Source organism: Halomonas koreensis (assembly GCF_031451675.1).
GTDB classification, from domain to species: Bacteria; Pseudomonadota; Gammaproteobacteria; order Pseudomonadales; family Halomonadaceae; genus Halomonas; species Halomonas koreensis.
The window spans coordinates 91,126-112,119 of record NZ_JARWAK010000010.1 but is presented as its reverse complement, the minus strand read 5'-3'; the positions used below and the strand labels follow the sequence as shown (position 1 = coordinate 112,119).

Here is a 20,994-nt window from a genome sequence, read left to right as displayed (position 1 = left end):
GCTCAGACTCGGGACGATCCCTGTCACGGAGTCCCGGATGACCGCCTCGCCCCCGCCGCGCCGTGTCGCGGTGCTCGCCTACCCCCACTGCCAGGCGCTCGATGTCTGCGGCCCCTGGCAGGTCTTCGCCAGCGCCAACGAGTGCGCGGGCCGTCGCCTCTACGACCTCGAGCTTGTCGCCCGAGCTCCCGGCGCCTTGCTCACCAACGGCGGCCTGACGATGCTCGCCGAGCGCGACTGGGCGGGCCTGGTCGCCCGCGGCGCGCCGGACACCCTGCTGGTGGCCGGCGGTAGCGGGGTCTTCGCCGAGTGTCGGGCCGGCCACCACGTCGACGGCCTGCGCGAACTGGCCCCGCGGGTCAGGCGCCTCGGCGCCATCTGCACCGGCGCCTTCCTGCTCGCCCGGGCCGGGCTGCTCGACGGCCGCCGGGCCACGACCCACTGGCGACACGTCGAGGCCCTGGCGCGGGCGCATCCGGCGGTACGCACCGAGCCCGACGCGCTCTACGTCGACGACGGCGGGCGCCTGACCAGCGCCGGGGTGACCGCCGGCATCGACCTGGCGCTGTCGCTGGTCGCGGCCGATCACGGCGACGCGCTGGCCGGGCGGGTGGCCCGCGAGCTGGTGATGTTCCTGCACCGCCCCGGGGGACAGTCCCAGTACAGCGAGGCGCTGCGCCTGCAGCGGCGCACCACCGGCCCGCTGCGCGCGCTGCTGGAGGTCCTGCATGCCGATCCCGCCGGCGACCACCGCCTGGAGGGCATGGCGGCGCGCCTGGCGGTCACGCCGCGCCACCTGTCGCGGCTGTTCCGGCGCCACCTCGACACCACGCCGGCCGCCTATCTGACGCAGCTGCGCCTGGAGGGCGCTCGGCGCGAGCTGCTCCAGACCCACCCCGCGCCGCCGCTGGCGCGGCTCGCCGCCGACTGGCGACTGGGCGGCGCCGAGCAGCTGCGGCGCCTCTTCCATCGCCGTTACGGCGTCCCGCCGTCGGTCTATCACGAGCGCTTCGGCCCCCGCGCCCCCCACCACGAGGACACGCCTGCATGCCATTGACGGTCTCCCTGCTCTCGCTCTGCCAGGCGCTGCTGGTCAGCGGCAATATCCTGCTGATCGCCGTCTCGCCGCTGATCGGCGCCCAGCTCGCCCCGTCGCCCACCTGGTCCACGGCCCCGGTGGCCACCCAGTGGCTGGGGCTGATGTGCGCCACCATCCCCGCCTCGCTGATCATGGCGCGCCTCGGCCGCCGCCGCGGCTTCATGCTCGGCAACCTGCTGGGCCTGGCCGGGGTCGCCCTGGCGCTCAAGGCGCTGACCGACGGCGCCTTCCCGGCCTTCCTGGTCGCCACCTGGCTGATCGGCATCGGCATCGGCTTCGGCCAGCTGTACCGCTTCGCCGCGGTGGAGGCCGCGCCGGCCGCCCTGCGCGACCGCGCCATCGGCCTGGTGATGGGCGGCGGCGTGCTGGCCGCCTTCTTCGGCCCCTGGCTGGCCCGCCACAGCCGCGAGCTGGCCGAGGTGCCCTTCTTGGGCAGCTTCCTGGGGCTCGGCGCCCTCTACCTGCTGGCCCTCGGCGTGCTGACGCTGATCCGCCTGCCGGCGCCGGCGTCCTCCCACGGCGAAGGCGAGGCGCGGCCCCTGGCCGAGATCCTGCGCCAACCCAGCTTCGTGGTGGCGGTGACCGCCGCCTTGATCGGCTACGGGGTCATGAACCTGGCCATGACCGCCACCCCGCTGGCCATGGCGGACGCGGCGCTGCCCTTCGACCAGGTGGCCACCACCATCCAGTGGCACGTGGTGGCCATGTTCCTGCCGTCCTTCGTCACCGGCCGGCTCACCGCCCGCTTCGGCGCCTCGCGGATGATCGCCGCCGGCTGCGGCCTGCTCGCCGGCAGCGCCCTGATCGCCCAGCTAGACGCCGGCGTCGCGGGCTTCCACGCCGGCCTGATCCTGCTCGGCCTGGGCTGGAACTTCACCTTCCTGCCGGCCACCGGCCTGCTCACCGAGGCCTACCGGCCCGCCGAGAAGGCTCGCACCCAGGCGGCCAACGAGTTCCTGGTGTTCAGCACCGTGGCGCTGACCGCGCTGGCCGCCGGCCCGCTGGTCGACGCCCTGGGCTGGCCGCGGCTCAACGCCCTGCTGCTGCCGCTGTGCCTGCTGCCGGTGCTGGCCCTGGCCTGGCGTCGCCTTGCATCACGGCGCCGCGTCCCCCAGATTCCCTCCCAGTGACTCGACACAGGACCGCCTCGCCATGCGCCAGCCCTTCACCCGGGAACTCGCCGACCTGCTCGAGCGCGGCCGCGACCGCCAGCTGCGCCTGGCGGTCACCGGCCTGTCGCGGGCGGGCAAGACGGCCTTCCTCACCTCGCTGATCGACCAGCTGCGCCACGCCGGGCTCGAGGCCCGGCTGGACCTGCTGCCGGCGGCCCGGGAGGGGCGCCTGCTCGGCGCCCGCCGCGTCGAACAGCAGGATCTCGGGGTGCCGCGCTTTCCCCTCGACCGGGCCCTGGCCGCCCTGGACGCCGAGCCCCCGCAGTGGCCGGCGCCCACCCGCGGCATCAGCGAGCTGCGCCTGGTGATCCGCTACCGGCCGCGGCGACGCGGCTGGGCCGGCGGCGAGACCCGTCGACTGACCCTGGACCTGTTCGACTATCCCGGGGAATGGCTGCTGGACCTGCCGTTGCTGAGCCATGACTTCGCGAGCTGGAGCCGCAGCCAGGCGTTCACGGGGGAGCGCGGTGCGCTGTTCGCCGACTGGCGGGAGGCCGTGGCGCGCCTGGACCCGGCGGCGCCGGTCGACGAGGGGCGCCTGGCGTCCCTGGCCGAGCGCTATGCCGAGGGGCTGCGGGCCGCCCGGGAGGCCGGCTTCTCGGACCTCCAGCCGGGGCGCTTCCTGCTGCCGGGGGACCTCGAGGGAGCCCCTGTGCTGCAGTTCTTTCCCCTGCCGAGCCTGGACGACGCCGATCCCGCGACCCTGGCGGGCCTGCCCGAGGACAGCCTGTACGCCACCCTGGCGCGGCGCTTTCGTTACTACCAGCAGCACATCGTGCGCCCCTTCTACCGCGAGCACTTCCGGCGCTTCGACCGCCAGATCGTGCTGGTCGACGTGTTGGGGGCCCTCAACGCCGGCCCCGAGCGCTTCGAGGACCTGGCCCGGTCGCTGTCGCGGCTGATGCAGAGCTTCGACTACGGCCGGCGCAGCCTGCTCACGCGGCTGTTCGCCCCGCGCATCGACCGCCTGGCCATCGCCGCCACCAAGGCCGACCACGTCACCCCCGAGCAGCACCCGCGCCTGACCGGCCTGCTCGAGGCGCTGCTGGCCGAGCCGCTCAAGGACCTGCGCTTCGCCGACGTGCCGGTGCGCGCCCTGAGCCTGGCCGCGATCCGCGCCACCGAGGCTCGGGAGGTGGACCACCAGGGACGACGCCATCCGGCCCTGCGCGGCACCACCCTGGACGGCGAGCCGGCGCTGCTGTTTCCCGGCGAGGTGCCGGCGCGCCTGCCCGACGCCGACTTCTGGCGCCGCCAGGGCTTCGCCTTTCCGGCCTTCCGGCCGCGCCCCCGCGGCGATGACGCCCTGCCACATATCCGCCTGGACGCCGCCCTCGACTGGCTGATCGGAGACAAGCTGACATGAACGACGCCCGCGACACCGACCCGCGGCCCGGCCGGCGCTTCTCGCCCCGGGCGCCCGAGGCCCCGGCCGCTGGGGGCGACCCGACGCCGGGCATGGCCTTCACGCCGGAGGCGCCCAGCCGGCCCCTGGAGGCCCCCGCCGAGCCGACCGGCGAGGCCGCGCCGAGCGAGGGCCTGGCCCCGCCCCGGCGGCGCCGCTGGGGGCTGCTCGGCGTGCTGGCTGGCGGCCTGGGCCTGGGCGCGGCCGAGCTGGTCACCGCCCTGCCCGCCGCCCTCGCCGACGCCGACTGGCTGGGCCTGGGCTGGCTGCTGCTGGGCCTGGCCGGCCTCGGGCTCGGCGTCGGCGCCCTGCTGCGGGAGCTGTGGCGGCTGCGCCGGCTGGGCGCCCACGAGCGGCTACGCCGAGCCCTGGCGGCGCTGCCCGAGGCCGATCCCGCCCAGGCCATGCGCACGGCGACGAGCCTGCGCCGCCGCCTGGGGCTGGACGACGACCATCCCCACTGGCGGGCCTTCCTCGAGGCCCGCCAGCCCCATCACGACGGTCGCGAGCTCCAGGCCCTGCTGGATCACCACCTGCTGGGCCCCCGGGACCGGGAGGCGCGGCGGCTGATCTCGCGCATGAGCGGCGAGACCGCGGTGATGGTCGCCCTGAGCCCGCTGACCCTGCTGGACATGGCGCTGGTGGCCTGGCGCCACCTGGCGCTGGTCGATCGCCTGAGCCGACTCTACGGCCTGGAGCTGGGCTATGCGGCGCGCATCCGCCTGCTGCGCCGGGTGCTGCGCGACATGGCCTTCGCCGGCGCCAGCGAGCTGGCCGGCGAGGCGGGCATGGAATGGCTGTCGCTGGACCTGGCCGGACGGCTCTCGACCCGCGCCGGGCAGGGCCTCGGCGTCGGCCTGCTGAGCGCCCGACTGGGTCTGCGCGCCCAGCGCCTGGCCCGGCCGCTGGCCTTCGACGAGGCCCGCCGGCCGGGGCTGGCCGACCTGCGACGCGAGCTCTGGGGGCGACTGAAACGCCTGGAGAATCGCCGGGATGGCGAGGCGTCTTGATCCAGGTCAGCCACAGCCGTCGGCAGGACGACTAGGCTGTAGGGATATCCCCGACGAACGACAAGGAGCTTCGCCATGTTCCACTCCATCCTGGTGCCGATCGACGGCTCGGAAGGCTCCCGCCTGGCGCTGTGCGTGGCCTGCAAGCTGGCTCGCCAGGAAGACGGCCGGCTGCTGCTGCTGCACGTGCCCGAGGCCCTGCCCCACGAGCCCCTGCTGGTCTGGGGCATCGGCGCGGTGCCCACCGAGGCCTCCCTGGAGAAGCGCCAGCAGGTCGGCCGCGACCTGCTCGAGCGCGCCGGCGAGGAGGCCCGGACCCTGGGGGTCGAGCAGGTCGAGCCGCTGCTCGCCCAGGGCGATCCCAGCCAGGCGATCCTCTCGGCGGCCGAGGAGCACGGCGTGGAGGCCATCGTCATGGGCAGCCGCGGCCTGGGTGACCTCAAGGGCCTGGTGGTCGGCAGCGTCTCCCACAAGGTCAGCCATGGCGCCGAGTGCCGGGTGATCACCGTCAGCTGACCCCGGCCGGGCATGGCGACGGCGTCGCGATCCGCTACCCTGAAGGAACCCCCAGGCATCCGGCACGGAGGTCCCGGTATGTTCCGTTCGCTCCTGGTTCCCGTCGACGGCTCCTCCCACGCCCGCAAGGCACTGTCCCTGGCCTGCCAGCTGGCCGGCCAGCGGGAGACCTTCCTGCTGCTGCTGCACATTCCCGAGGCCCTGCCCCACAGCCCGCCGCTGGTATGGGGCGTGGGCCGCCAGGCGGTGGATGCCTCCCGCGAGACCCGCGACCGCCAGGCCCACGAGCTCGTGGACCGCGCCGCGGAGGAGGCCCGGGACCTGGGCGCCACCCACGTGGAGGCCCTGGTCCAGCACGGCGACCCGACCCGCACCATCCTCGAGGTGGCCAGGGCCCGGGACGTCGACGCCATCCTGATGGGCAGCCGCGGCCTGAGCGACCTGCGCGGCCTGCTGACCGGCAGCGTCTCCCACAAGGTGAGCCACGCCGCCGAGTGCAGCGTGATCACCGTCCACTGAGCCGGGCCCCGGGGCCGGCGCCGCACCGTCTCAGGCGACCCGGCGTTCGCTGTCGCGATCGAAGAGCACCGCCCGGCGCATGTCCACCCGCAGGTCGATGCGCTCGCCGGGCGCCACCCGGCAATGCGGATCCACCCGGGCGGTGATCTCGCCCCCGCCGAGCGGCAGGCGCAACAGGATATCGGCCCCGGTGGGCTCGACCACGCTGACCGTGGTCGACAGCGGCGTGCCCTCGGCCCGCTCGCCGAGGCGGGCGTCCTCCTCGGCGAAGTGCTCCGGGCGCAGCCCCAGCACGAGCGTACGGCCGACCTGGCCGGCCAGGGCCTCGGTCTCGCGGCTCGCCGGCCAGGGCAGCACCAGGTCGTCCGCGCCGGGCGTGGCCACGCGCAGCCGGTAGTCCCCCGCCTGCCCTTCCAGGGTGGCGTCGATGAAGTTCATCGACGGCGAGCCCATGAAGCCGGCCACGAAGATGTCCACCGGATCGTTGTAGATCTCGTCGGGACTCCCCAGCTGGAGGATCCGCCCGTCGCGCATCACCGCGATGCAGTCGGCCAGGGTCATGGCCTCGATCTGGTCGTGGGTGACGTAGACGATGGTGGTGCCCAGGCGCTGGTGGAGCTTCTTGATCTCGGTGCGCATCTCCACCCGCAGCTTGGCGTCCAGGTTGGAGAGCGGCTCGTCGAAGAGGTAGATCTGCGGCTCCCGGGCCAGGGCCCGGCCCATGGCCACCCGCTGGCGCTGGCCGCCGGAGAGCTGGGACGGCTTGCGCTCCAGGAGATGGGAGATCTGCAGCAGGTCGGCGACCCGCTCCACCGCGGCCTCGCGCTCGGCCCTGGGCACCTTGCGCATCTCCAGGCCGAAGGCGATGTTGCCGCGCACCGTCATGCTCGGGTAGAGGGCGTAGGACTGGAAGACCATGGCGATATCCCGCTCGGCGGGGGTGCGCCAGGTGATGTCCTCGCCGCCGATGTGGATCTCCCCGGAGGTCACCGGCTCGAGGCCGGCGATGGCGTTCATCAGGGTCGACTTGCCGCATCCCGACGGCCCGACCAGGATCAGGAACTCCCCGGAGTCGATGGCCAGGCTGACGTCCTTGAGCACCTGGGTGCTGCCGAAGTCCTTGCAGACGTGCTGGATTTCCAAAGCTGACATGGCGATTGCTCTCTCGAAGTTGTTGTTGGTGACGGGCGCGCGAGGCGGACTAGCCCTTCACGGAGCCGGCGGTAAGCCCCCGGACGAAGTACTTGCCGGCCAGCACGTAGACCACCAGGGTCGGCAAGGCGGCGATCATGGCCGCGGCCATGTCGACGTTGTATTCCTTCACCCCGGTCGAGGTGTTGACCAGGTTATTCAGGGCCACCGTGACCGGCTGGGTGTCGTGGCCGGAGAAGGCCACGCCGAACAGGAAGTCGTTCCAGATCTGGGTGAACTGCCAGATCACCGAGACCACGATGATCGGCGTCGACACCGGCAGCAGGATGCGCCGGAAGATGCGGAAGAAGCCGGCGCCGTCGAGCTTGGCGGCGGACACCAGCTCATCGGGGATCGAGACGTAGAAGTTGCGGAAGAACAGCGTCGTGAAGGCCACGCCGAAGATCACGTGGACCAGCACCAGCCCCGCCCGGGAGCTGGACAGCCCCAGCCAACCCAGCGTCTGGGCCATGGGCAGCAGGATCACCTGGAAGGGGATGAAGCAGCCGAACAGCATCAGCGCGAAGACCAGCTCGGCGCCCTTGAAGCGCCACTTGGTCAGCGCATAGCCGTTGAGCGCCCCGAGCAGGGTGGAGATGGCCACCGCCGGGATGACGATGGCGAAGGAGTTCCAGAAGTAGCCGCCCACCCCCTCGCAGCGCATGCCGGTGCAGGCCTCGCCCCAGGCCTTGATCCAGGGCGCCAGCGTGGGGTTCTCGGGCAGGGTCAGCAGGGTGCCGGCGGTGATCTCGTCCAGGGGCTTGAGCGAGGTCAGCACCATCACCGCCAGGGGCAGCAGGTAGAACAGGGCCGCGAGGGCGAGCGCGGCGTAGACCAGGGCGCGCAGCAGGCGCGCCATGGGGGTCTGGCGTCGAATCACGTTATCCATGCCGGCGGCTCCGCAGTTCGGAATACAGGTAGGGGACGAGGATGGCCAGCACCCCGCCGAGCATCAGGACGGCGCTGGCGGAGCCCAGGCCGATCTGGGCCCGGCTGAAGGAATGGGCGTACATGAAGGTGGCCGGCAGGTCCGAGGCATAGCCGGGCCCGCCGCCGGTCAGCGCCACCACCAGGTCGAAGCTCTTGATGGCGATGTGCGAGAGGATCATCACGGCGCTGAACACCACCGGCCGCAGGCAGGGCAGGATGACCCGCCAGTAGATGCGCGGCAGGCTGGCGCCATCGAGCTGGGCGGCCTTGAAGATGCTGTCGTCGATGCCGCGCAGCCCAGCCAGGAAGAGCGCCATGACGAACCCCGAGGCCTGCCAGACCGCGGCGATGACCAGGGTGTAGACGGCCATGTCCGGGTTCACCAGCCAGTCGAAGGTGAAGGACTCGAAGCCCCAGCCGCGCACCATGGCCTGCAGGCCCAGGCCGGGATTGAGCAGCCATTTCCAGACCACCCCGGTAACGATGAAGGACAGCGCCATGGGGTAGAGGTAGATGGTGCGCAGGGCCCCCTCCTGGCGGATGCGCTGGTCGAGCAGGATGGCCAGCCCCGCGCCGAGCACCAGGCAGATGCCGACGAAGAGCGCGCCGAACACTCCCAGGTTGGTCGCCGCCACCCACCAGCGGTCGTTGGCCATCAGGCGGGCGTACTGGGCGAAGCCGACGAAGTCGTAGCTGGGCAGCAGCCGGGAGTCGGTCAGCGAGAGCACGAAGGTCCACAGCATGAAGCCGTAGACGAAGCACAGCGAGATCAGCACCGAGGGCGCCAGCACCAGCTTGGGCAACCAGGCCTGGAGCCGCGCCATCGGGCTGGGCGAGGACACGGCCGGGGCGGCACGACCGGTCCCGGCCGCGAGAGTCGAAGCGGTTTTCATGGGAACTTCCTCAGTCTCGAGGCGGACGGCGCCCGCCGGTGGCGGGCGCCGGGGCGGCGTCACAGGGCCAGGCTGGCGGCCTGGGCGAGGCGCTGGGCGGCCTGGTCGGCGCTCATGTCGCTCGAGTTGAAGTAGTTGGTGACGATGTCGTAGAAGGCGCCCTGGACGTCGCTGCCCATGGCCATGCGATGCGCCATGCTGGGCACCAGGCCACCCTCGTCGCCGGCCTGGCGGAAGTCCGCCATGGAGCGCTGGGCGCAGTCGTCGAACTCGCTCATGTCCAGGTCCGGGCGGGCCGGGATCGAGCCCTTGACCCGGTTGAAGGCGTGCTGGAACTCGGGCTCCAGCACCAGGCGGGCCATGCTGTACTGGGCCTCCCGGGCGGCCTGTTCGGTCAGGCGGAACATCGCGAAGCTGTCGATGTTGAAGGCGAAGGCATCGGCGGTGCCGGGCACCGGGGCGCACAGGTAGTCCTCTCCGGCCTCGAGCCCCGCCGCGGTGAACTCGCCCTTGGCCCAGTCGCCCATGATCTGCATGGCCGCCTCGCCCTCGATGACCATGGAGGTGGCGAGGTTCCAGTCGCGTCCCGGCATGCCCTCGTCCATCAGCCCGCGCAGGCGCTTGAAGGTGCTCAGGGCCTCGATCATGGTGTCGCTCTCGAGCGCCTCCTGGTCGAGCTCGACGAAGGCGCGACGATAGAAGTCGCTGCCGCCCAGGCTCAGCACCACCGTCTCGAAGGTGGTGGCGTCCTGCCAGGGCTGGCCGCCATGGGCCAGGGGCACGTAGCCGGCCTCGCGCAGGGCCTCGGCGGCGGCGAACAGCTCGTCCCAGGTGGTCGGCACCTCGACGCCGGCATCGGCCAGCACCTCGGGGTTGGCCCACAGCCAGTTGATGCGGTGGACGTTCACCGGCACCGCCACGTAGTGGCCCTCGTGACGCATGATGTCGGCCACCACCTCGGGCAGCAGCGCGTCCCAGTCGCCCGCCTCGGCCACCGGATCGAGGTTGCCGAGCAGCCCCAGTTCCCCCCACTCCTGGATCTCCGGCCCCTTGATCTGGGCCGCCGCCGGCGGGTTGCCGGACATGGCGCGGGACTTGAGCACCGTCATGGCGCTGTCGCCGCCGCCGCCGGCCACCGCGAAGTCCTTCCATTCGTGGCCCTCGGCCTCGAGCAGGTCACGCAGGGTGCCCACCGCCTCGGCTTCGCCGCCGGAGGTCCACCAGTGCAGGACCTCGACCTCGCCGGCCGAGGCCTGGCCGGTCCCCAGGGCGCCGGCCATCGCCACGGCGATGGCCGAGGTCTTCAGGGTCGTGAGTCGGGATAGTGCGCGCATCTGACGTTCTCCTGTGCTTGTTGTTGTCTCGCCGCTCATGGCGGCTGGAGGATACGCTAGCGCACTCGTCCCCGCCCCCGGGGTTACCAAGTGCTGGGTAGTGTTGCCGGAGTATTACGGGGTTGAAACATGGCGCCGGGAGAGAGCTTCCAGGACGTCATGGCAGGCTCCCATGGTGTGATAGTCCACCTTGCCCGCCGGGCTCTTCACGGTGGAAACGCGCCGGTTGTCAGGGGTCAGGATGCGGTACCAGCCGCCATGGCGGTGATCGATGAAGCGGTGCCAGCCGAAGTCCCAGAGCCGCTCGTACCAGCGCCGGTAGACGGCCCGGCCGGTGCGCAGGCCGAGCAGTGCCGCCGCCGCCAGGCTCTCGGCCTGGACCCAGTAGTACTTGTCGCCGTCGCACACCCGTCCCGCGGGGTCGAGGCCGTAGACCAGGCCGCCATGCTCGCGGTCCCAGCCGGCACGCACGCTGGACAGAAAGAGCCGCTCGGCGGTGGGCAGCAGCCAGGGCTCGGGACGGTGGCGCTCGAGCATCACCAGCAGCTTGGCCCATTCGGTCTGGTGGCCCACCTGGTAGCCCCAGGGCCGGAAGAGGTGCGCCGGGTCGTGACGGTTGTAGTCCCAGTCGGGCCGCCACCGGGCGTCGTAGTGCTCCCAGATCCAGCCCTCGGGGTGGCATCGGCCGGCGGCGGTGATGGCCCGGGCGATCGCCCGGGCCTGGTCGAGGAAGGCGGCGTCGCCGGTGGCCGCGAAGGCGGCGAGCAGCGCCTCGCAGGCGTGCATGTTGGCGTTCTGCCCCCGGTACTCGGCGAGCCGCCAGTGACGGTCGGCCTCGTCGGCGAAGCGCCGCCAGCGGGGCTCCCAGAAGCGCTGCTGCATCAGCGCATGGGTGGCGTAGAGGCCACCCTCGGCCTCGGGAATGCCGGCCCGGAGCGCCTCGGCATGGGCCAGCAGCACGAAGGCCAGGCCGTAGCAGTGCTGGGTGTCGTCCTCCACGGCGCCGTCCTGCAGGGTCCAGGCATAGCCCTGGGTCGCGGTGCGGAAGTGGGCGCATTCCAGGAATTCCAGGCCATGCCGCGCCCAGTGACGGTACTCCTCGCCGCCGCCGTGGCGGGCGTAGCGGGCATAGATCACCACGTAGCGGGCGCTGGACACCAGGTGGCGATGCCCCCGGTCGAGGATAGTGCCGTCGTCGGCGAGGTAATGGAAGAAGCCCCCGTGGGGATCGATGGCCCGGGGGTGATAGAAGGCCATGGTCTTGCGCACCTGGGCGCGCAGGAAGGCGGGATCGAAGACGTTCATGGCGGCTCCCTGCGGTTGACGATACCCCCAGGCTACGCCATGCCGCCCCCTCGTGGGGATGGCGGGACGTTGCGAAGTGTTACGCCGCCAGGGGCTCGGGTCGCGGCAGCGTGAGGCGGACCACCAGCCCGCCGCGGGGATGATTGGTCAGGTGCATCTCGCCGCCGTGTGCCTGGAGGATGTGGCGGGCGATGCCCAGCCCCAGGCCGTTGCCGCCGGTGTTGCGGCCGCGCGAGGGCTCCAGGCGCACGAAGGGCGCGAAGACCCGCTCGCGCTCGGCCGCCGGAATCCCCGGCCCGTGGTCGCGGATGGTGATCCCCAGGGCATCCTCGCCATCCTCCAGTCGCACCTCGGCCCGGCGGCCGTAGAAGACGGCGTTCTCGAGCAGGTTGGCCAGGCAGCGCTTGAAGGCCAGGGGCTTGACCGCCAGCGGCGCCGCCTCGCCGGCCACCTCGACCTCGCCGCCCTGCAGCGCCAGCTCCTCGGCCAGGCCGTCGAGCAGCGCCCGGGGATCCCGGGGCTCGACCTCTTCATGGAGATCGAGGCCCTTGACCGAGGCCAGCGCCCCCCTCACCAGCCGGTCGAGCTCGTCCAGGGAGGCGCAGAAGCGCTCGCGCTGGGTGGGATCCTCGAGCATCTCGGCGCGCAGGCGCATCCGCGTGATGGGGGTCTTGAGATCATGGGAGATCGCCGAGAAGAGGCGCTCGCGCTCCTCCACCTGGTGGCGGATGCGGCCCTGCATGCGATTGAAGGCGACGGCGGCGGCCGCCACCTCCCGGGGCCCGCCCTCGCTCAGCGGCGGGGCGTCCAGGTCGTCGCCGAGGCGTCGGGCCGCCCCCGCCAACCGCGCCAGGGTGCGGGTGGCGCCGCGCACCCCCAGCCAGGACAGGCCGAGCACCGTGGCCAGCACCACCAGCGCCACGAAGAGGCGATCCGGGGACAGCCAGCGGTTCGCTCCGAAGCCCTCGGGCAGCGGCAGCAGGGCCGCCACATAGAGCCATTCGGCCTCGTCCAGGGGCAGCTGGACCACCAGGATCGGCTGGGTGGGGGGCGCGGCGAGCAGGCTATGCTGGCCCCAGCGCGGCGGCAGCGCGTCCAGGGGCACCTCGTTGTTGAGCAGGCGCAGCGTCCCCGGGCGGGAAAACTCCACCACGGCGTCGTGCACGCCCAGCTCGGCGGCCAGCACCGTGCGGACGTTGTCCGCGACCAGCGCCGGTTCGGGCCCCTGCCGATCGTCCGTCACCGGCAGGCGATGGTCGTTGACGCTGACGAAGAAGCGGGTGCCCCCCATGTCGCGCAGCTGGTCGAGGACGATATGCCGGTAGTCGAACGGCAGCGAGCGGAAGAAGCGCACCGTGGAGGCCACGCTGTAGGCCATGCTGCGCGACACCTCGTCGAGACGCTCGAGCCGGCCGGCCCGCTCCTGGGCGGTCCAGACGGCGTAGCTCGCCAGCTGGGCGCCGAGCACGCCCACCACCATGATCAGCAGGAAGCGCCCACGCAGGCTACCGGGCAGGCTCCGGGCCAGCCGACGACGCCAACGGCGCCAGCGCGTCCCCCGGCTCACGCGATCACGTCCACCCGGGAGGCCAGCACGTAGCCGGCCCCGCGCACGGTGCGGATCAGGCCGGCCTCCTGGTCGTCCCCCAGGCGCTGGCGCAGCCGACAGACATGGACGTCGATGGAGCGATCCAGGGGCGGCGCCGGCCGCCCCCGGCTCAGCTCGAAGAGCCGATCCCGGGACAGCACCTGTTCGGCGTGGTCGAGGAAGGCCTGGAGCAGCAGGAAGTCCGCCCCGGACAGGGGGTGACGCTCGCCCTCGGCGTCGATCAACTCGCGGGTCACGCGGTCGAGCCGCCAGTCGCCGAAGGCCACCAGTCGCGCCCGGTCCGGGGTGACGGCCTCGGGCCGGGGCCGGCAGCGGCGCAGCACCGCCTTGACCCGGGCCAGCAGCTCCCGGGGATTGAAGGGCTTGCCCAGGTAGTCGTCGGCGCCGAGTTCCAGGCCGAGGATGCGGTCGGTCTCGTCGGGGCTGGCGGTGAGCATGATGATCGGCACCTCGCTGTCCCGGCGCAGGCGGCGGCAGATGGCGAAGCCGTCGTCGCCGGGCAGCATCAGGTCGACGATCAGCAGGTCGGGGCGCTCGTGCTCGAGCAGGGCGTCGAGGGCCACGGCGTCCTCGGCCTCCAGGGCCCGATAGCCGTGGCGGCCCAGGTAGTCGGCGAGCAGCTCGCGGATCTCGGGGTCGTCGTCGACCACGATCAGGGTGGCGGAAGGCGTCGTCATGGCAAACCAGGGAAGGTGCGGGACATCGAGGGTCAATCTAGCCCGGGTCAAAGCGGTCAAGATACCACCAAGGTGGCCTCGACCTACAGGCCGAAACGCTCGGCCAGGTGACGTGCCACGGCGGCCTGGTCATGATGGCCGATGCGCCGGGCATGGGGGACCGCCTCGCCGAGCACCGGGTGGGCGTTGGCCATGACATGGGCCTCGCCCGCCCGGGTCAGCATCTCCGTGTCGTTGAGGTTGTCGCCGAAGGCCAGGCAGCGTTCGGCGGGCAGCTCGAGGCGCGCGAGCAACGCGTCCAGCGCGCTGCCCTTGTTGACCCCGCCGGCCATGATCTCCAGCGAGTTCGGCGTGGAGTAGGTGACGTGAGCCGCCGCCCCCGCCCGCCGGCGAATCTCGGCCTCCAGCTCGCCCAGGGCCTCGGGGTCGCCGATGTAGAGCACCTTGCCCACCCCCTCGCCGTCCAGCCGCTCCGGGGCCACCACCCGATAGCCGAAGCCGGTATGGACGTGCAGGGCGAGCAGTTCCGGGGCCTCCGCGTCGATGACCCACTCGTCGTCATGATAGAGGTTGAGGCGCACGCCCTCGGGGCGAGGCAGCGCGATCAGCTCCCGGGCCAGCTCGCCGGCCAGGTAGCGCGCCGCCAGCAGCTTGCCGTCGGGCCCATGGGTGTAGGCGCCGTTGGTGCTCACCACATGGGCGTCGATGCCCAGGCGGTCGCGGAAGGCCAGGATGTCGTGGTAGTGACGCCCCGAGGCCAGGGCGACGTGATGCCCCCGGGCCGCCAGGGCCTGGAAGGTGGCGACGGTGAACTCGGCCAGGGCGTGGTCCGCGCCGAGCAGGGTGCCGTCGAGGTCGGTGGCGATGAGGTGCGGCCCCATGGGCCCTCCGTGCGGGAAGCGTGTGAGCCTCCAGTCTACCGTCTCGCCCGGGCGGACTCATCCGCCCGGGCGAGATGGCGTCAGGCCTTGGCCAGGCCCGCCGCCAGCGCCCCGGCCTGGGGGCCGACCACCAGGTGGCGGACGCCGCGGCCGAGCTCCTGGATCCCCCGGCAGCCCAGGGCCTCCAGGGCCGCGACGTCCAGCCGGGTCTCGTCGGCCAGCTCCACCCGCAGCCGGGTGCTGGCCTGGGCCTCCAGCGCCGTCAGGTTGTCAACCCCGCCGAGCGCCTCCCGCCAGCGGGCGAGCCGCTCCTCGGAAGGCGCCGAGGCCGCCTCGGCGCTCGACGCGTCCGCCGGGGCCGGGGAGGCATCCGCCGGGGCCGACGCGCCCTCGGCGGCCAGGGCGGCGCGGATCTCGTCGGCGACCCCGTCGGCGATGGGCCCCAGGATCACCTGCAGGCCGCCGCCGCCCAGCTTGAGCACGCCGCGGGCCCCCAGCCCCTTGAGCGCCGCCTCGTCGATGGCCGCGGCATCGGCGAGCACCAGGCGCAGCCGGGTGGTGCAGGCGCCGACGCTGTTCAGGTTGGCCGCCCCGCCGAGGGCGGCGACGAAGGCCGGCCCGCGCTCGCCGGTGGCCCGGGGCGCCGCCTCGACGGTTTCGCCCTCGGGCTCGCGCCCCGGGGTGGGCAGGTCGAAGCGCCGGATGGCCCAGCGGAAGACCCCATAGTAGAGGGCCGCGTAGGCGAGCCCCACCGGCAGCATCAGCCAGCCGCGGGTCGACAGGCCGTAGGACAGCGCATAGTCGAAGGCCCCGGCGGAGAAGGTGAAGCCGAGCTTGACGTCCAGCCACTGCATCAGCGCCATGGACAGCCCGGTCATCAGGGCGTGGAAGAGGTACAGCAGCGGCGCCAGGAACATGAAGGTGAACTCGATGGGCTCGGTCACCCCGGTCAGGAAGGCGGTCAGCGCCAGCGACATCAGCAGCCCGCCCACCGCGGCGCGGCGCCCGCGGGGCGCGGCGTGGTACATGGCCAGCGCCGCCGCCGGCAGGCCGAACATCATCACCGGGAAGAAGCCGGCCATGAAGCCGCCGGCCGCGGGATCGCCGGCGAAGAAGCGGTTCAGGTCGCCGGTGGCGCCCTCGAAGCCGCCGAACACGAACCACACGAAGCTATTGAGCACGTGGTGCAGCCCGGTGACGATCAGCAGCCGGTTCAGGGCGCCGTAGACGAACTTGCCCAGCTCCCCGGCCTCGATCAGCCAGTGGCCCAGGCCATCGATGCCGGCCTGGATGGTCGGCCAGGCCCAGCCGAAGACGATGCCCAGGGCCACCGCCGCCAGGCCGGTGGCGATGGGCACGAAGCGCCGTCCGCCGAAGAAGGCCAGGTAGTCCGGCAGGGCGATGGCCTTGTAGCGGTTGTAGAGCAGGCCGGCCACGCTGCCGATGATCACCCCGGCCAGCACGCCCATGTCGATATCGGGGTTGAGGGTCTTGAGCACCGCGTCCAGCACCAGGTAGCCGATCACCCCGGCCAGGCCGGCGGCGCCGTTGCTGTCGTCGGCGAAGCCCACCGCCAGGCCGATGGCGAAGATCAGCGCCAGGTTGGCGAAGATGGCGTTGCCGGCCTCGGCGATGAAGGCGATGTCGAGCAGGTCCGGCTGGCCCAGGCGCAGCAGCAGGCCGGCCACCGGCAGCACGGCGATGGGCAGCATCAGCGAGCGGCCGAGCCGCTGCAGGCCGGCCATGAGTCGGGATCCGAGGGCAAGGCTCATGAGGGCATCCTCTCGTCGCATGTTGTTGTCGTGGTGGCGTCGGTGGCGAACCAGGCCGTCAGCGCCGCGCGGACCGCGTCGGCGTCGCCCAGCGCCAGCAGCCGCGGCAGGCAATCGGCCAGGGCGCCCGCGTCCAGGCGGCGCAGCGCGGCCTTGATCGCCGGCACCCGGGCCGGCTCCACCGAGAGCTCGTCGACGCCCAGCGCCGCCAGCAGCGGCGCGGCCAGGTCGTCGCCGGCGGCGGCCCCGCAGACGCCGACCGGGCAGCGGCCGGCGGCCCCGTCCACCGTGGCCCGGATCAGGCGCAGCACCGCCGGGTGCAGGACATCGGCGCGGGCCGCCAGGTCCGGGGCCTCGCGGTCCATGGCCAGGGTGTACTGGGTCAGGTCGTTGGTGCCGATGGACAGGAAGTCGGCCTCGGCGGCGAGGCCGCCGGCGCCCAGGGCGGCGCTGGGCACCTCGATCATCGCCCCCAGGGCCGGCAGCCGGGTCAGGCCCAGCGCCTCCGCCTGGCGCTCGAGCCGGGCCCGCACCGTCCCCAGCTCGGGGGCGTCGGCGATCATCGGCACCATGATCCTCAGGCTCTCCGGCGCCCCGACCCGGAGCAGGGCCCGCAGCTGGGCGTCGAGCAGCTCGGGCTGGCTCGCCCAGAGCCGGGCCCCGCGCACCCCGAGCGCCGGGTTGGGCGCCTGCGGCAGGCGCAGGTAGGGCAGCTGCTTGTCGGCGCCGATGTCCAGGGTGCGAATGATCACCGGCTTGCCGGCCAGGGCGTCCACCGCGGCCCGGTACTCGCGGCGCTGGTCCGCCTCGCTCGGCGCCGCCTCCCGCTCGAGGAACAGGAACTCGCTGCGCATCAGGCCGATGCCGTCGGCTCCGGCTTCGGCCGCCCGCCGCGCCTCCTCGGCGGAGCCGACGTTGGCGGCGACCTCCAGGTGACGGCCGTCGCGGGTGACCGCCGGCTCCCGGGCGGCGGCGGCGTCCCGGGCCGCGCGCTCGGCCCGCTCGGCGATGGCCGCCTCGACGGACGCCCGGCGCTCGGCGTCCGGGGCCGGCTCGAGCACCCCGCTATCGGCGTCGAGCACCGCCTGCTCCCCGGCCAGCTCCTGCACCGCGTCGCCCATGGCCACCAGGCAGGGAAGGCCCCGGGCCCGGGCCAGGATCGCCACGTGGGAGGTGGTGCCGCCGGCGGCGAGGCACAGGCCCCCCGGGCGTGCCTCGGCCAGGCTCACCAGCTCGGAGGGCGTCAGGTCGTCGGCGATCAGGATGGCGCCCTCCGGCCACTCGGGGGCGGCCGCGGCGTCGCCGAACTCGGCCATCACCCGGCGCTGCAGGTCGCGCAGGTCGGCGACCCGGCCGGCCAGCAGCGGGTTGCCGCTGGCGGCCAGTCGCTGGGCCTCGGCGTCCAGGGCCTCGCGCCAGGCCTGGCCGGCGCTGCGCCCCTCCGCCAGCCGCGCCTCGGCGGCGCCCTTCAGGTCGGGGTCGGCCAGCCAGGCCTGGTGGGCGGCGAAGATCTCGGCCTCGTCCTCCTGGCCGGACGCCCGGGCCCGGCGCTGGGCGATCTCCAGGCGCGCCATGACGTCCTCCAGGGCGCGATCGAGGCGCGCCGCCTCGCGCGCCGGATCCTCGCCGTCGCGGGGCACCTGGGGCAGCGCCGGCACATGGTGCACCAGGGGGCCGAGGGCCAGGCCGGCGCTGGCCACCAGGCCGGGGTAGCGACCGTCGGCGGCCTCGGCCGGAGGGGTTCGGGGCGCGGGCGCCGGCGCGGCGGCCTCCGGCGTGGTCAGCAGCCGCTGGGCGGCGTCCAGCGCCGCCTCGGCCCGCTCGCCCCGGGCCGACAGGGTCAGGCGCGCGCCCTCGACGGCGCCCAGGTTCATCAGCGCGCTGAGGCTGTCGGCATCCGCCTCGGCGTCCCCCGAGGCCAGCGTCAGGCTGACCGCGTGCTCCCGGGCGATGGCCCGCAGCCGCGCGGCGGGCCGGGCATGCAGGCCGGCGGCCAGCGCCAGCACGAGCTCGCGGTGCCTGGCCGGCCCGTCGGCCACCTCGGGGGAGGCGTCCGGCCCCGCGGGGATCAGGCTCAGCAGCGGCTCGCCCCGCGCCAGGCGCCGGCCTTCGGCGTGCGCGAGGGGCGCGAGCCGATGGCCCGCCGGCTCGGTGATCACCAGCGGCGTGATCAGGGCCCTGGCCCGACGCGCCAGCAGGTCGGGGTCGAAGCGGCACAGCAGCTGCCCGGCCACGACCCGATCGCCCACGGCCACCGCCGGCTCGATGCCCTCGCCGTCCAGCGCGACGGTGTCGAGCCCCAGGTGCAGCAGCAGCTCCACGCCCTCCCCGGTGCGCAGCGTCAGGGCGTGGCGGGTCCGGGCGCACTGCACCACCTCGCCGTCGCAGGGGGCGTAGAGGGCGTCGTCGAGGGGGTCCAGGGCGACCCCCTCGCCCAGCGCCCGGCCGGCGAAGACCGGGTCCGGAACCGATTCGAGGGGCCACAGCACGCCCGCGCAGGGGGCGGCCAGGGTCAGGGATGGCGTCGACATGTCAGTCTCCTGGGTTGTTGTTGTACGCGACCGGTCGCTAGACGGTGCGGGTGACCTTGCGCAGGTGGCGCGGGCGGTCCGGGTCGCTGCCCCGGGCCGCGGCCAGGCCCGCCGCCATGCGGTAGAAGCTCTGGATGGCCGACAGCGGCTGCAGGTCGTCGTGGCCGGCGTCGGTCAAGGTCAGGTGGCGCCGGGCGACCCCGGCATCGGCGGCGAGCAGCACCCGGGCCCCCGCCTCCTCGAGCCACTCGGCCAGCGCCAGCAGCCCCGCCTGCTCCGGCCCCGGCGGGGCGAACACCAGCACCGGGTAGCCGGGCTCGATCAGCGCCATGGGACCGTGTCGCACCTCGGCACCGCTGAACGGCTCGGCCTGGATGGCGCAGGTCTCCTTGAACTTGAGCGCCGCCTCCTGGGCCACCGCCAGGCCCGGCCCGCGGCCGATCACCATCATCCGCTCCACCCCCGCCAGGGCCTCGACGGCCAAGGACCAGTCCCGGCCCGCGGCCTCCGTCAGCCGCTCGGGCAGGGCCTGCAGCGCCGCCAGCAGCGCCGCGTCGCCGGTCCAGTGGCCGACCAGCTGGGCGCCCGCGGACAGGGTCGCCAGGTAGCTCTTGGTGGCCGCCACGCTGCGCTCCTCGCCGGCGAACAGCGCCACCTCGTCGTCGCTGGCCGCGCCCAGCGGCGACTGGGGGGTATTGACCAGGGCCAGGGTGTGGGCACCGCCGGCGGCCAGGGCGCGCTGGGCGCTCACCAGGTCGGGGCTCTGGCCCGACTGGGAGATGGCCACCGCCAGCTGCCCCGTCAGCCGCCAGGGGGCGCCGGCCAGGGACGGCGGCAGCGAGGTCACCGGGATGCCCCGGTGCTTCATGATCAGGTAGGCCAGGTAGGCGGCGGCATGGTCGGAGCTGCCCCGGGCGACGGTCAGGGCGGCGGCGGGCGGCGATGTGCGCAGCCGCTCGCCCAGCGCCGCCAGGACCGGCTGGTTGCGCAGCAGCTGGCCGCGGATTCGTTCCGGCGCGTTGAGCGCCTCGTCAAGCATCAGTGACATGGGGATCTCCTTCGATGCGCCGGCCCGCCACGTGGACGGCCTGCAGGTTGAGTCCGGGGTCCATCACCACCAGGTCCGCCGCCGCCCCCGGGACCAGGCGCCCCAGGTCGGGGCGGCCCAGGAAGTCGGCGGGGAAGCGCGACAGCCGGTCGGAAGCCTCGGCCAGGCTCAGGCCCAGGTGCACCAGGTTGCGCAGGGCCTGATCCATGGTCAGGGTGCTGCCGGCCAGGGTGCCGTCGGCCAGGCGGACCCCGCCCAGGCACTTGGTCACGGCCTGCTCGCCGAGGCGGTAGTCGCCGTCGGGCATGCCCGCCGCGGCGGTGGAGTCGGTGACCGCGTAGAGCCGCGGAATGCTGCGCAGGGCGGCGCGGATGGCCCCGGGGTGCACGTGCAGCAGGTCGGGAATCAGCTCGGCGTAGTCGGCATGGGCCAGGGCCGCGCCGACCATCCCGGGCTTGCGGTGATGCAGCCCGCTCATGGCGTTGAACAGGTGGGTGAAGCCGCAGGCGCCGTGCTCCAGCGCCGCCACCCCTTCCTCGTAGCTGCCCAGGGTATGGCCGAGCTGGACCCGGATGCCGCGCTCGCTGAGCGCGCGGATCAGGGGCAGGTGGCCGGCCAGTTCCGGGGCCAGGGTCAGCAGGCGGATCGGCGCCAGCCGGCCGAGCGACTCGACCTCCTCGAGCACGCCGGGGCGCGCATGGGACGGCTGGGCGCCGAGCTTGCCGGGATTGATGTAGGGGCCCTCCAGGTGCACGCCCAGCACGCCGGCGCCGTCCGGGCTGGGGCGGCGCAGGTAGTCGCCGATGGCGCCGAGCACCCGGCGGATCTCGGCGTCCGGGGCGGTCATGGTGGTGGCCAGCAGCCGGGTGGTGCCGAAACGCGCATGGGTGCGCGCCACGGTGGCCAGGGCCTCGCCGCCCTCCATGACGTCGGCGCCGCCGCCGCCGTGCACGTGCAGGTCGAGGAAGCCGGGCAGGATCCGCGGCAGGTCGTTGTCCTCGGGCGTCACCGGCGTCTCGGGCAGGGCGGTGAGCCGCCCCTCCTCCCAGCGCAGCTCGCCCAGCCGCCAACCGTCGGGGGTCAGGACATTGCCATGCAGCAT

18 protein-coding genes are annotated in these 20,994 nt (G+C 73.6%); 6 read left to right on the top strand and 12 right to left on the bottom strand.

Translation table 11 applies throughout. The features are described 5' to 3' along the window. The first annotated feature begins 37 nt into the window (after positions 1-37). The 6 genes from QC818_RS12395 to QC818_RS12370 all read left to right on the top strand — a co-directional run bounded on the left by QC818_RS12395 (position 38) and on the right by QC818_RS12370 (position 5,721). The gene (locus QC818_RS12395) at positions 38-1,057 is read left to right on the top strand and encodes a GlxA family transcriptional regulator (protein ID WP_309653177.1); all 1,020 of its coding nucleotides are present in this window, start codon (positions 38-40) and stop codon (positions 1,055-1,057) included. After that, positions 1,048-2,229, top strand: coding sequence for an MFS transporter (locus tag QC818_RS12390; protein ID WP_309653176.1), 1,182 nt, complete (start codon positions 1,048-1,050; stop codon positions 2,227-2,229). Before QC818_RS12395 ends, QC818_RS12390 begins: the two co-directional genes overlap by 10 nt. A 22-nt stretch (positions 2,230-2,251) precedes the next feature. Beyond that, positions 2,252-3,637: a YcjX family GTP-binding protein gene (locus QC818_RS12385; RefSeq protein WP_309653175.1), complete on the top strand. Its 1,386-nt coding sequence runs from the start codon at positions 2,252-2,254 to the stop codon at positions 3,635-3,637. Then, complete coding sequence (locus tag QC818_RS12380) at positions 3,634-4,686, top strand: TIGR01620 family protein (RefSeq protein WP_309653174.1); 1,053 nt, start codon at positions 3,634-3,636, stop codon at positions 4,684-4,686. The genes QC818_RS12385 and QC818_RS12380 overlap by 4 nt, the downstream gene beginning before the upstream one ends. A gap of 75 nt (positions 4,687-4,761) precedes the next feature. Beyond that, positions 4,762-5,202 carry a universal stress protein gene (locus QC818_RS12375; RefSeq protein ID WP_309653173.1) on the top strand — a complete coding sequence of 147 codons (441 nt, stop codon included), beginning with the start codon at positions 4,762-4,764 and terminating at the stop codon, positions 5,200-5,202. A gap of 78 nt (positions 5,203-5,280) precedes the next feature. Continuing rightward, on the top strand, positions 5,281-5,721 hold the full coding sequence (locus QC818_RS12370) for a universal stress protein (RefSeq protein ID WP_309653172.1): 441 nt from the start codon (positions 5,281-5,283) through the stop codon (positions 5,719-5,721). A gap of 30 nt (positions 5,722-5,751) precedes the next feature. On the opposite strand, the gene QC818_RS12365 is transcribed toward QC818_RS12370, so the two are convergent. The 12 genes from QC818_RS12365 to nagA form a co-directional block, all read right to left on the bottom strand. Then, on the bottom strand, positions 5,752-6,873 hold the full coding sequence (locus QC818_RS12365) for an ABC transporter ATP-binding protein (protein WP_309653171.1): 1,122 nt from the start codon (positions 6,871-6,873) through the stop codon (positions 5,752-5,754). 49 nt (positions 6,874-6,922) lie between these two features. Further along, positions 6,923-7,801: a carbohydrate ABC transporter permease gene (locus tag QC818_RS12360; RefSeq protein WP_097789784.1), complete on the bottom strand. Its 879-nt coding sequence runs from the start codon at positions 7,799-7,801 to the stop codon at positions 6,923-6,925. Next, entirely contained in the window at positions 7,794-8,735 is a 942-nt protein-coding gene (locus QC818_RS12355) for a carbohydrate ABC transporter permease (RefSeq protein ID WP_374710088.1), read from the bottom strand. The genes QC818_RS12360 and QC818_RS12355 overlap by 8 nt, the downstream gene beginning before the upstream one ends. A 59-nt stretch (positions 8,736-8,794) precedes the next feature. Then, positions 8,795-10,069 (bottom strand): ABC transporter substrate-binding protein, encoded by a 1,275-nt coding sequence (locus QC818_RS12350; protein WP_309653170.1) that lies wholly within the window; start codon positions 10,067-10,069, stop codon positions 8,795-8,797. A 114-nt stretch (positions 10,070-10,183) separates the two neighbouring features. Next, positions 10,184-11,374, bottom strand: a complete 1,191-nt coding sequence (locus QC818_RS12345) for an AGE family epimerase/isomerase (protein ID WP_309653169.1) — start codon at positions 11,372-11,374, stop codon at positions 10,184-10,186. Between the two features lie 79 nt (positions 11,375-11,453). After that, positions 11,454-12,941, bottom strand: coding sequence for an ATP-binding protein (locus QC818_RS12340; RefSeq protein ID WP_374710087.1), 1,488 nt, complete (start codon positions 12,939-12,941; stop codon positions 11,454-11,456). Beyond that, on the bottom strand, positions 12,938-13,660 hold the full coding sequence (locus QC818_RS12335; protein ID WP_309653168.1) for a response regulator: 723 nt from the start codon (positions 13,658-13,660) through the stop codon (positions 12,938-12,940). Before QC818_RS12335 ends, QC818_RS12340 begins: the two co-directional genes overlap by 4 nt. Positions 13,661-13,743: 83 nt before the next feature. Further along, complete coding sequence (locus QC818_RS12330) at positions 13,744-14,541, bottom strand: Cof-type HAD-IIB family hydrolase (protein ID WP_309653167.1); 798 nt, start codon at positions 14,539-14,541, stop codon at positions 13,744-13,746. Between the two features lie 80 nt (positions 14,542-14,621). Next, a complete protein-coding gene (gene nagE, locus QC818_RS12325; protein WP_309653166.1) occupies positions 14,622-16,313 on the bottom strand; it encodes an N-acetylglucosamine-specific PTS transporter subunit IIBC in 1,692 nt (563 codons plus the stop codon). Further along, positions 16,310-18,844, bottom strand: coding sequence for a phosphoenolpyruvate--protein phosphotransferase (gene ptsP, locus QC818_RS12320; RefSeq protein WP_309653165.1), 2,535 nt, complete (start codon positions 18,842-18,844; stop codon positions 16,310-16,312). The genes nagE and ptsP overlap by 4 nt, the downstream gene beginning before the upstream one ends. Before the next feature lie 37 nt (positions 18,845-18,881). After that, positions 18,882-19,892, bottom strand: coding sequence for an SIS domain-containing protein (locus QC818_RS12315; RefSeq protein WP_309653164.1), 1,011 nt, complete (start codon positions 19,890-19,892; stop codon positions 18,882-18,884). Beyond that, positions 19,876-20,994, bottom strand: coding sequence for an N-acetylglucosamine-6-phosphate deacetylase (gene nagA, locus QC818_RS12310; protein WP_309653163.1), 1,119 nt, complete (start codon positions 20,992-20,994; stop codon positions 19,876-19,878). Before nagA ends, QC818_RS12315 begins: the two co-directional genes overlap by 17 nt.

Excerpts from the sequence above, each read along its gene's own strand:
- QC818_RS12395 (WP_309653177.1), top strand. The coding sequence starts at position 38 with ATGACCGCCTCGCCCCCGCCGCGCCGTGTCGCGGTGCTCGCCTACCCC.
- QC818_RS12390 (WP_309653176.1), top strand. The coding sequence starts at position 1,048 with ATGCCATTGACGGTCTCCCTGCTCTCGCTCTGCCAGGCGCTGCTGGTC.
- QC818_RS12385 (WP_309653175.1), top strand. The coding sequence starts at position 2,252 with ATGCGCCAGCCCTTCACCCGGGAACTCGCCGACCTGCTCGAGCGCGGC.
- QC818_RS12380 (WP_309653174.1), top strand. The coding sequence starts at position 3,634 with ATGAACGACGCCCGCGACACCGACCCGCGGCCCGGCCGGCGCTTCTCG.
- QC818_RS12375 (WP_309653173.1), top strand. The coding sequence starts at position 4,762 with ATGTTCCACTCCATCCTGGTGCCGATCGACGGCTCGGAAGGCTCCCGC.
- QC818_RS12370 (WP_309653172.1), top strand. The coding sequence starts at position 5,281 with ATGTTCCGTTCGCTCCTGGTTCCCGTCGACGGCTCCTCCCACGCCCGC.
- QC818_RS12365 (WP_309653171.1), bottom strand. The coding sequence starts at position 6,873 with ATGTCAGCTTTGGAAATCCAGCACGTCTGCAAGGACTTCGGCAGCACC.
- QC818_RS12360 (WP_097789784.1), bottom strand. The coding sequence starts at position 7,801 with ATGGATAACGTGATTCGACGCCAGACCCCCATGGCGCGCCTGCTGCGC.
- QC818_RS12355 (WP_374710088.1), bottom strand. The coding sequence starts at position 8,735 with ATGAAAACCGCTTCGACTCTCGCGGCCGGGACCGGTCGTGCCGCCCCG.
- QC818_RS12350 (WP_309653170.1), bottom strand. The coding sequence starts at position 10,069 with ATGCGCGCACTATCCCGACTCACGACCCTGAAGACCTCGGCCATCGCC.
- QC818_RS12345 (WP_309653169.1), bottom strand. The coding sequence starts at position 11,374 with ATGAACGTCTTCGATCCCGCCTTCCTGCGCGCCCAGGTGCGCAAGACC.
- QC818_RS12335 (WP_309653168.1), bottom strand. The coding sequence starts at position 13,660 with ATGACGACGCCTTCCGCCACCCTGATCGTGGTCGACGACGACCCCGAG.
- QC818_RS12330 (WP_309653167.1), bottom strand. The coding sequence starts at position 14,541 with ATGGGGCCGCACCTCATCGCCACCGACCTCGACGGCACCCTGCTCGGC.
- nagE (WP_309653166.1), bottom strand. The coding sequence starts at position 16,313 with ATGAGCCTTGCCCTCGGATCCCGACTCATGGCCGGCCTGCAGCGGCTC.
- ptsP (WP_309653165.1), bottom strand. The coding sequence starts at position 18,844 with ATGTCGACGCCATCCCTGACCCTGGCCGCCCCCTGCGCGGGCGTGCTG.
- QC818_RS12315 (WP_309653164.1), bottom strand. The coding sequence starts at position 19,892 with ATGTCACTGATGCTTGACGAGGCGCTCAACGCGCCGGAACGAATCCGC.
- nagA (WP_309653163.1), bottom strand. The coding sequence starts at position 20,994 with ATGCTGCATGGCAATGTCCTGACCCCCGACGGTTGGCGGCTGGGCGAG.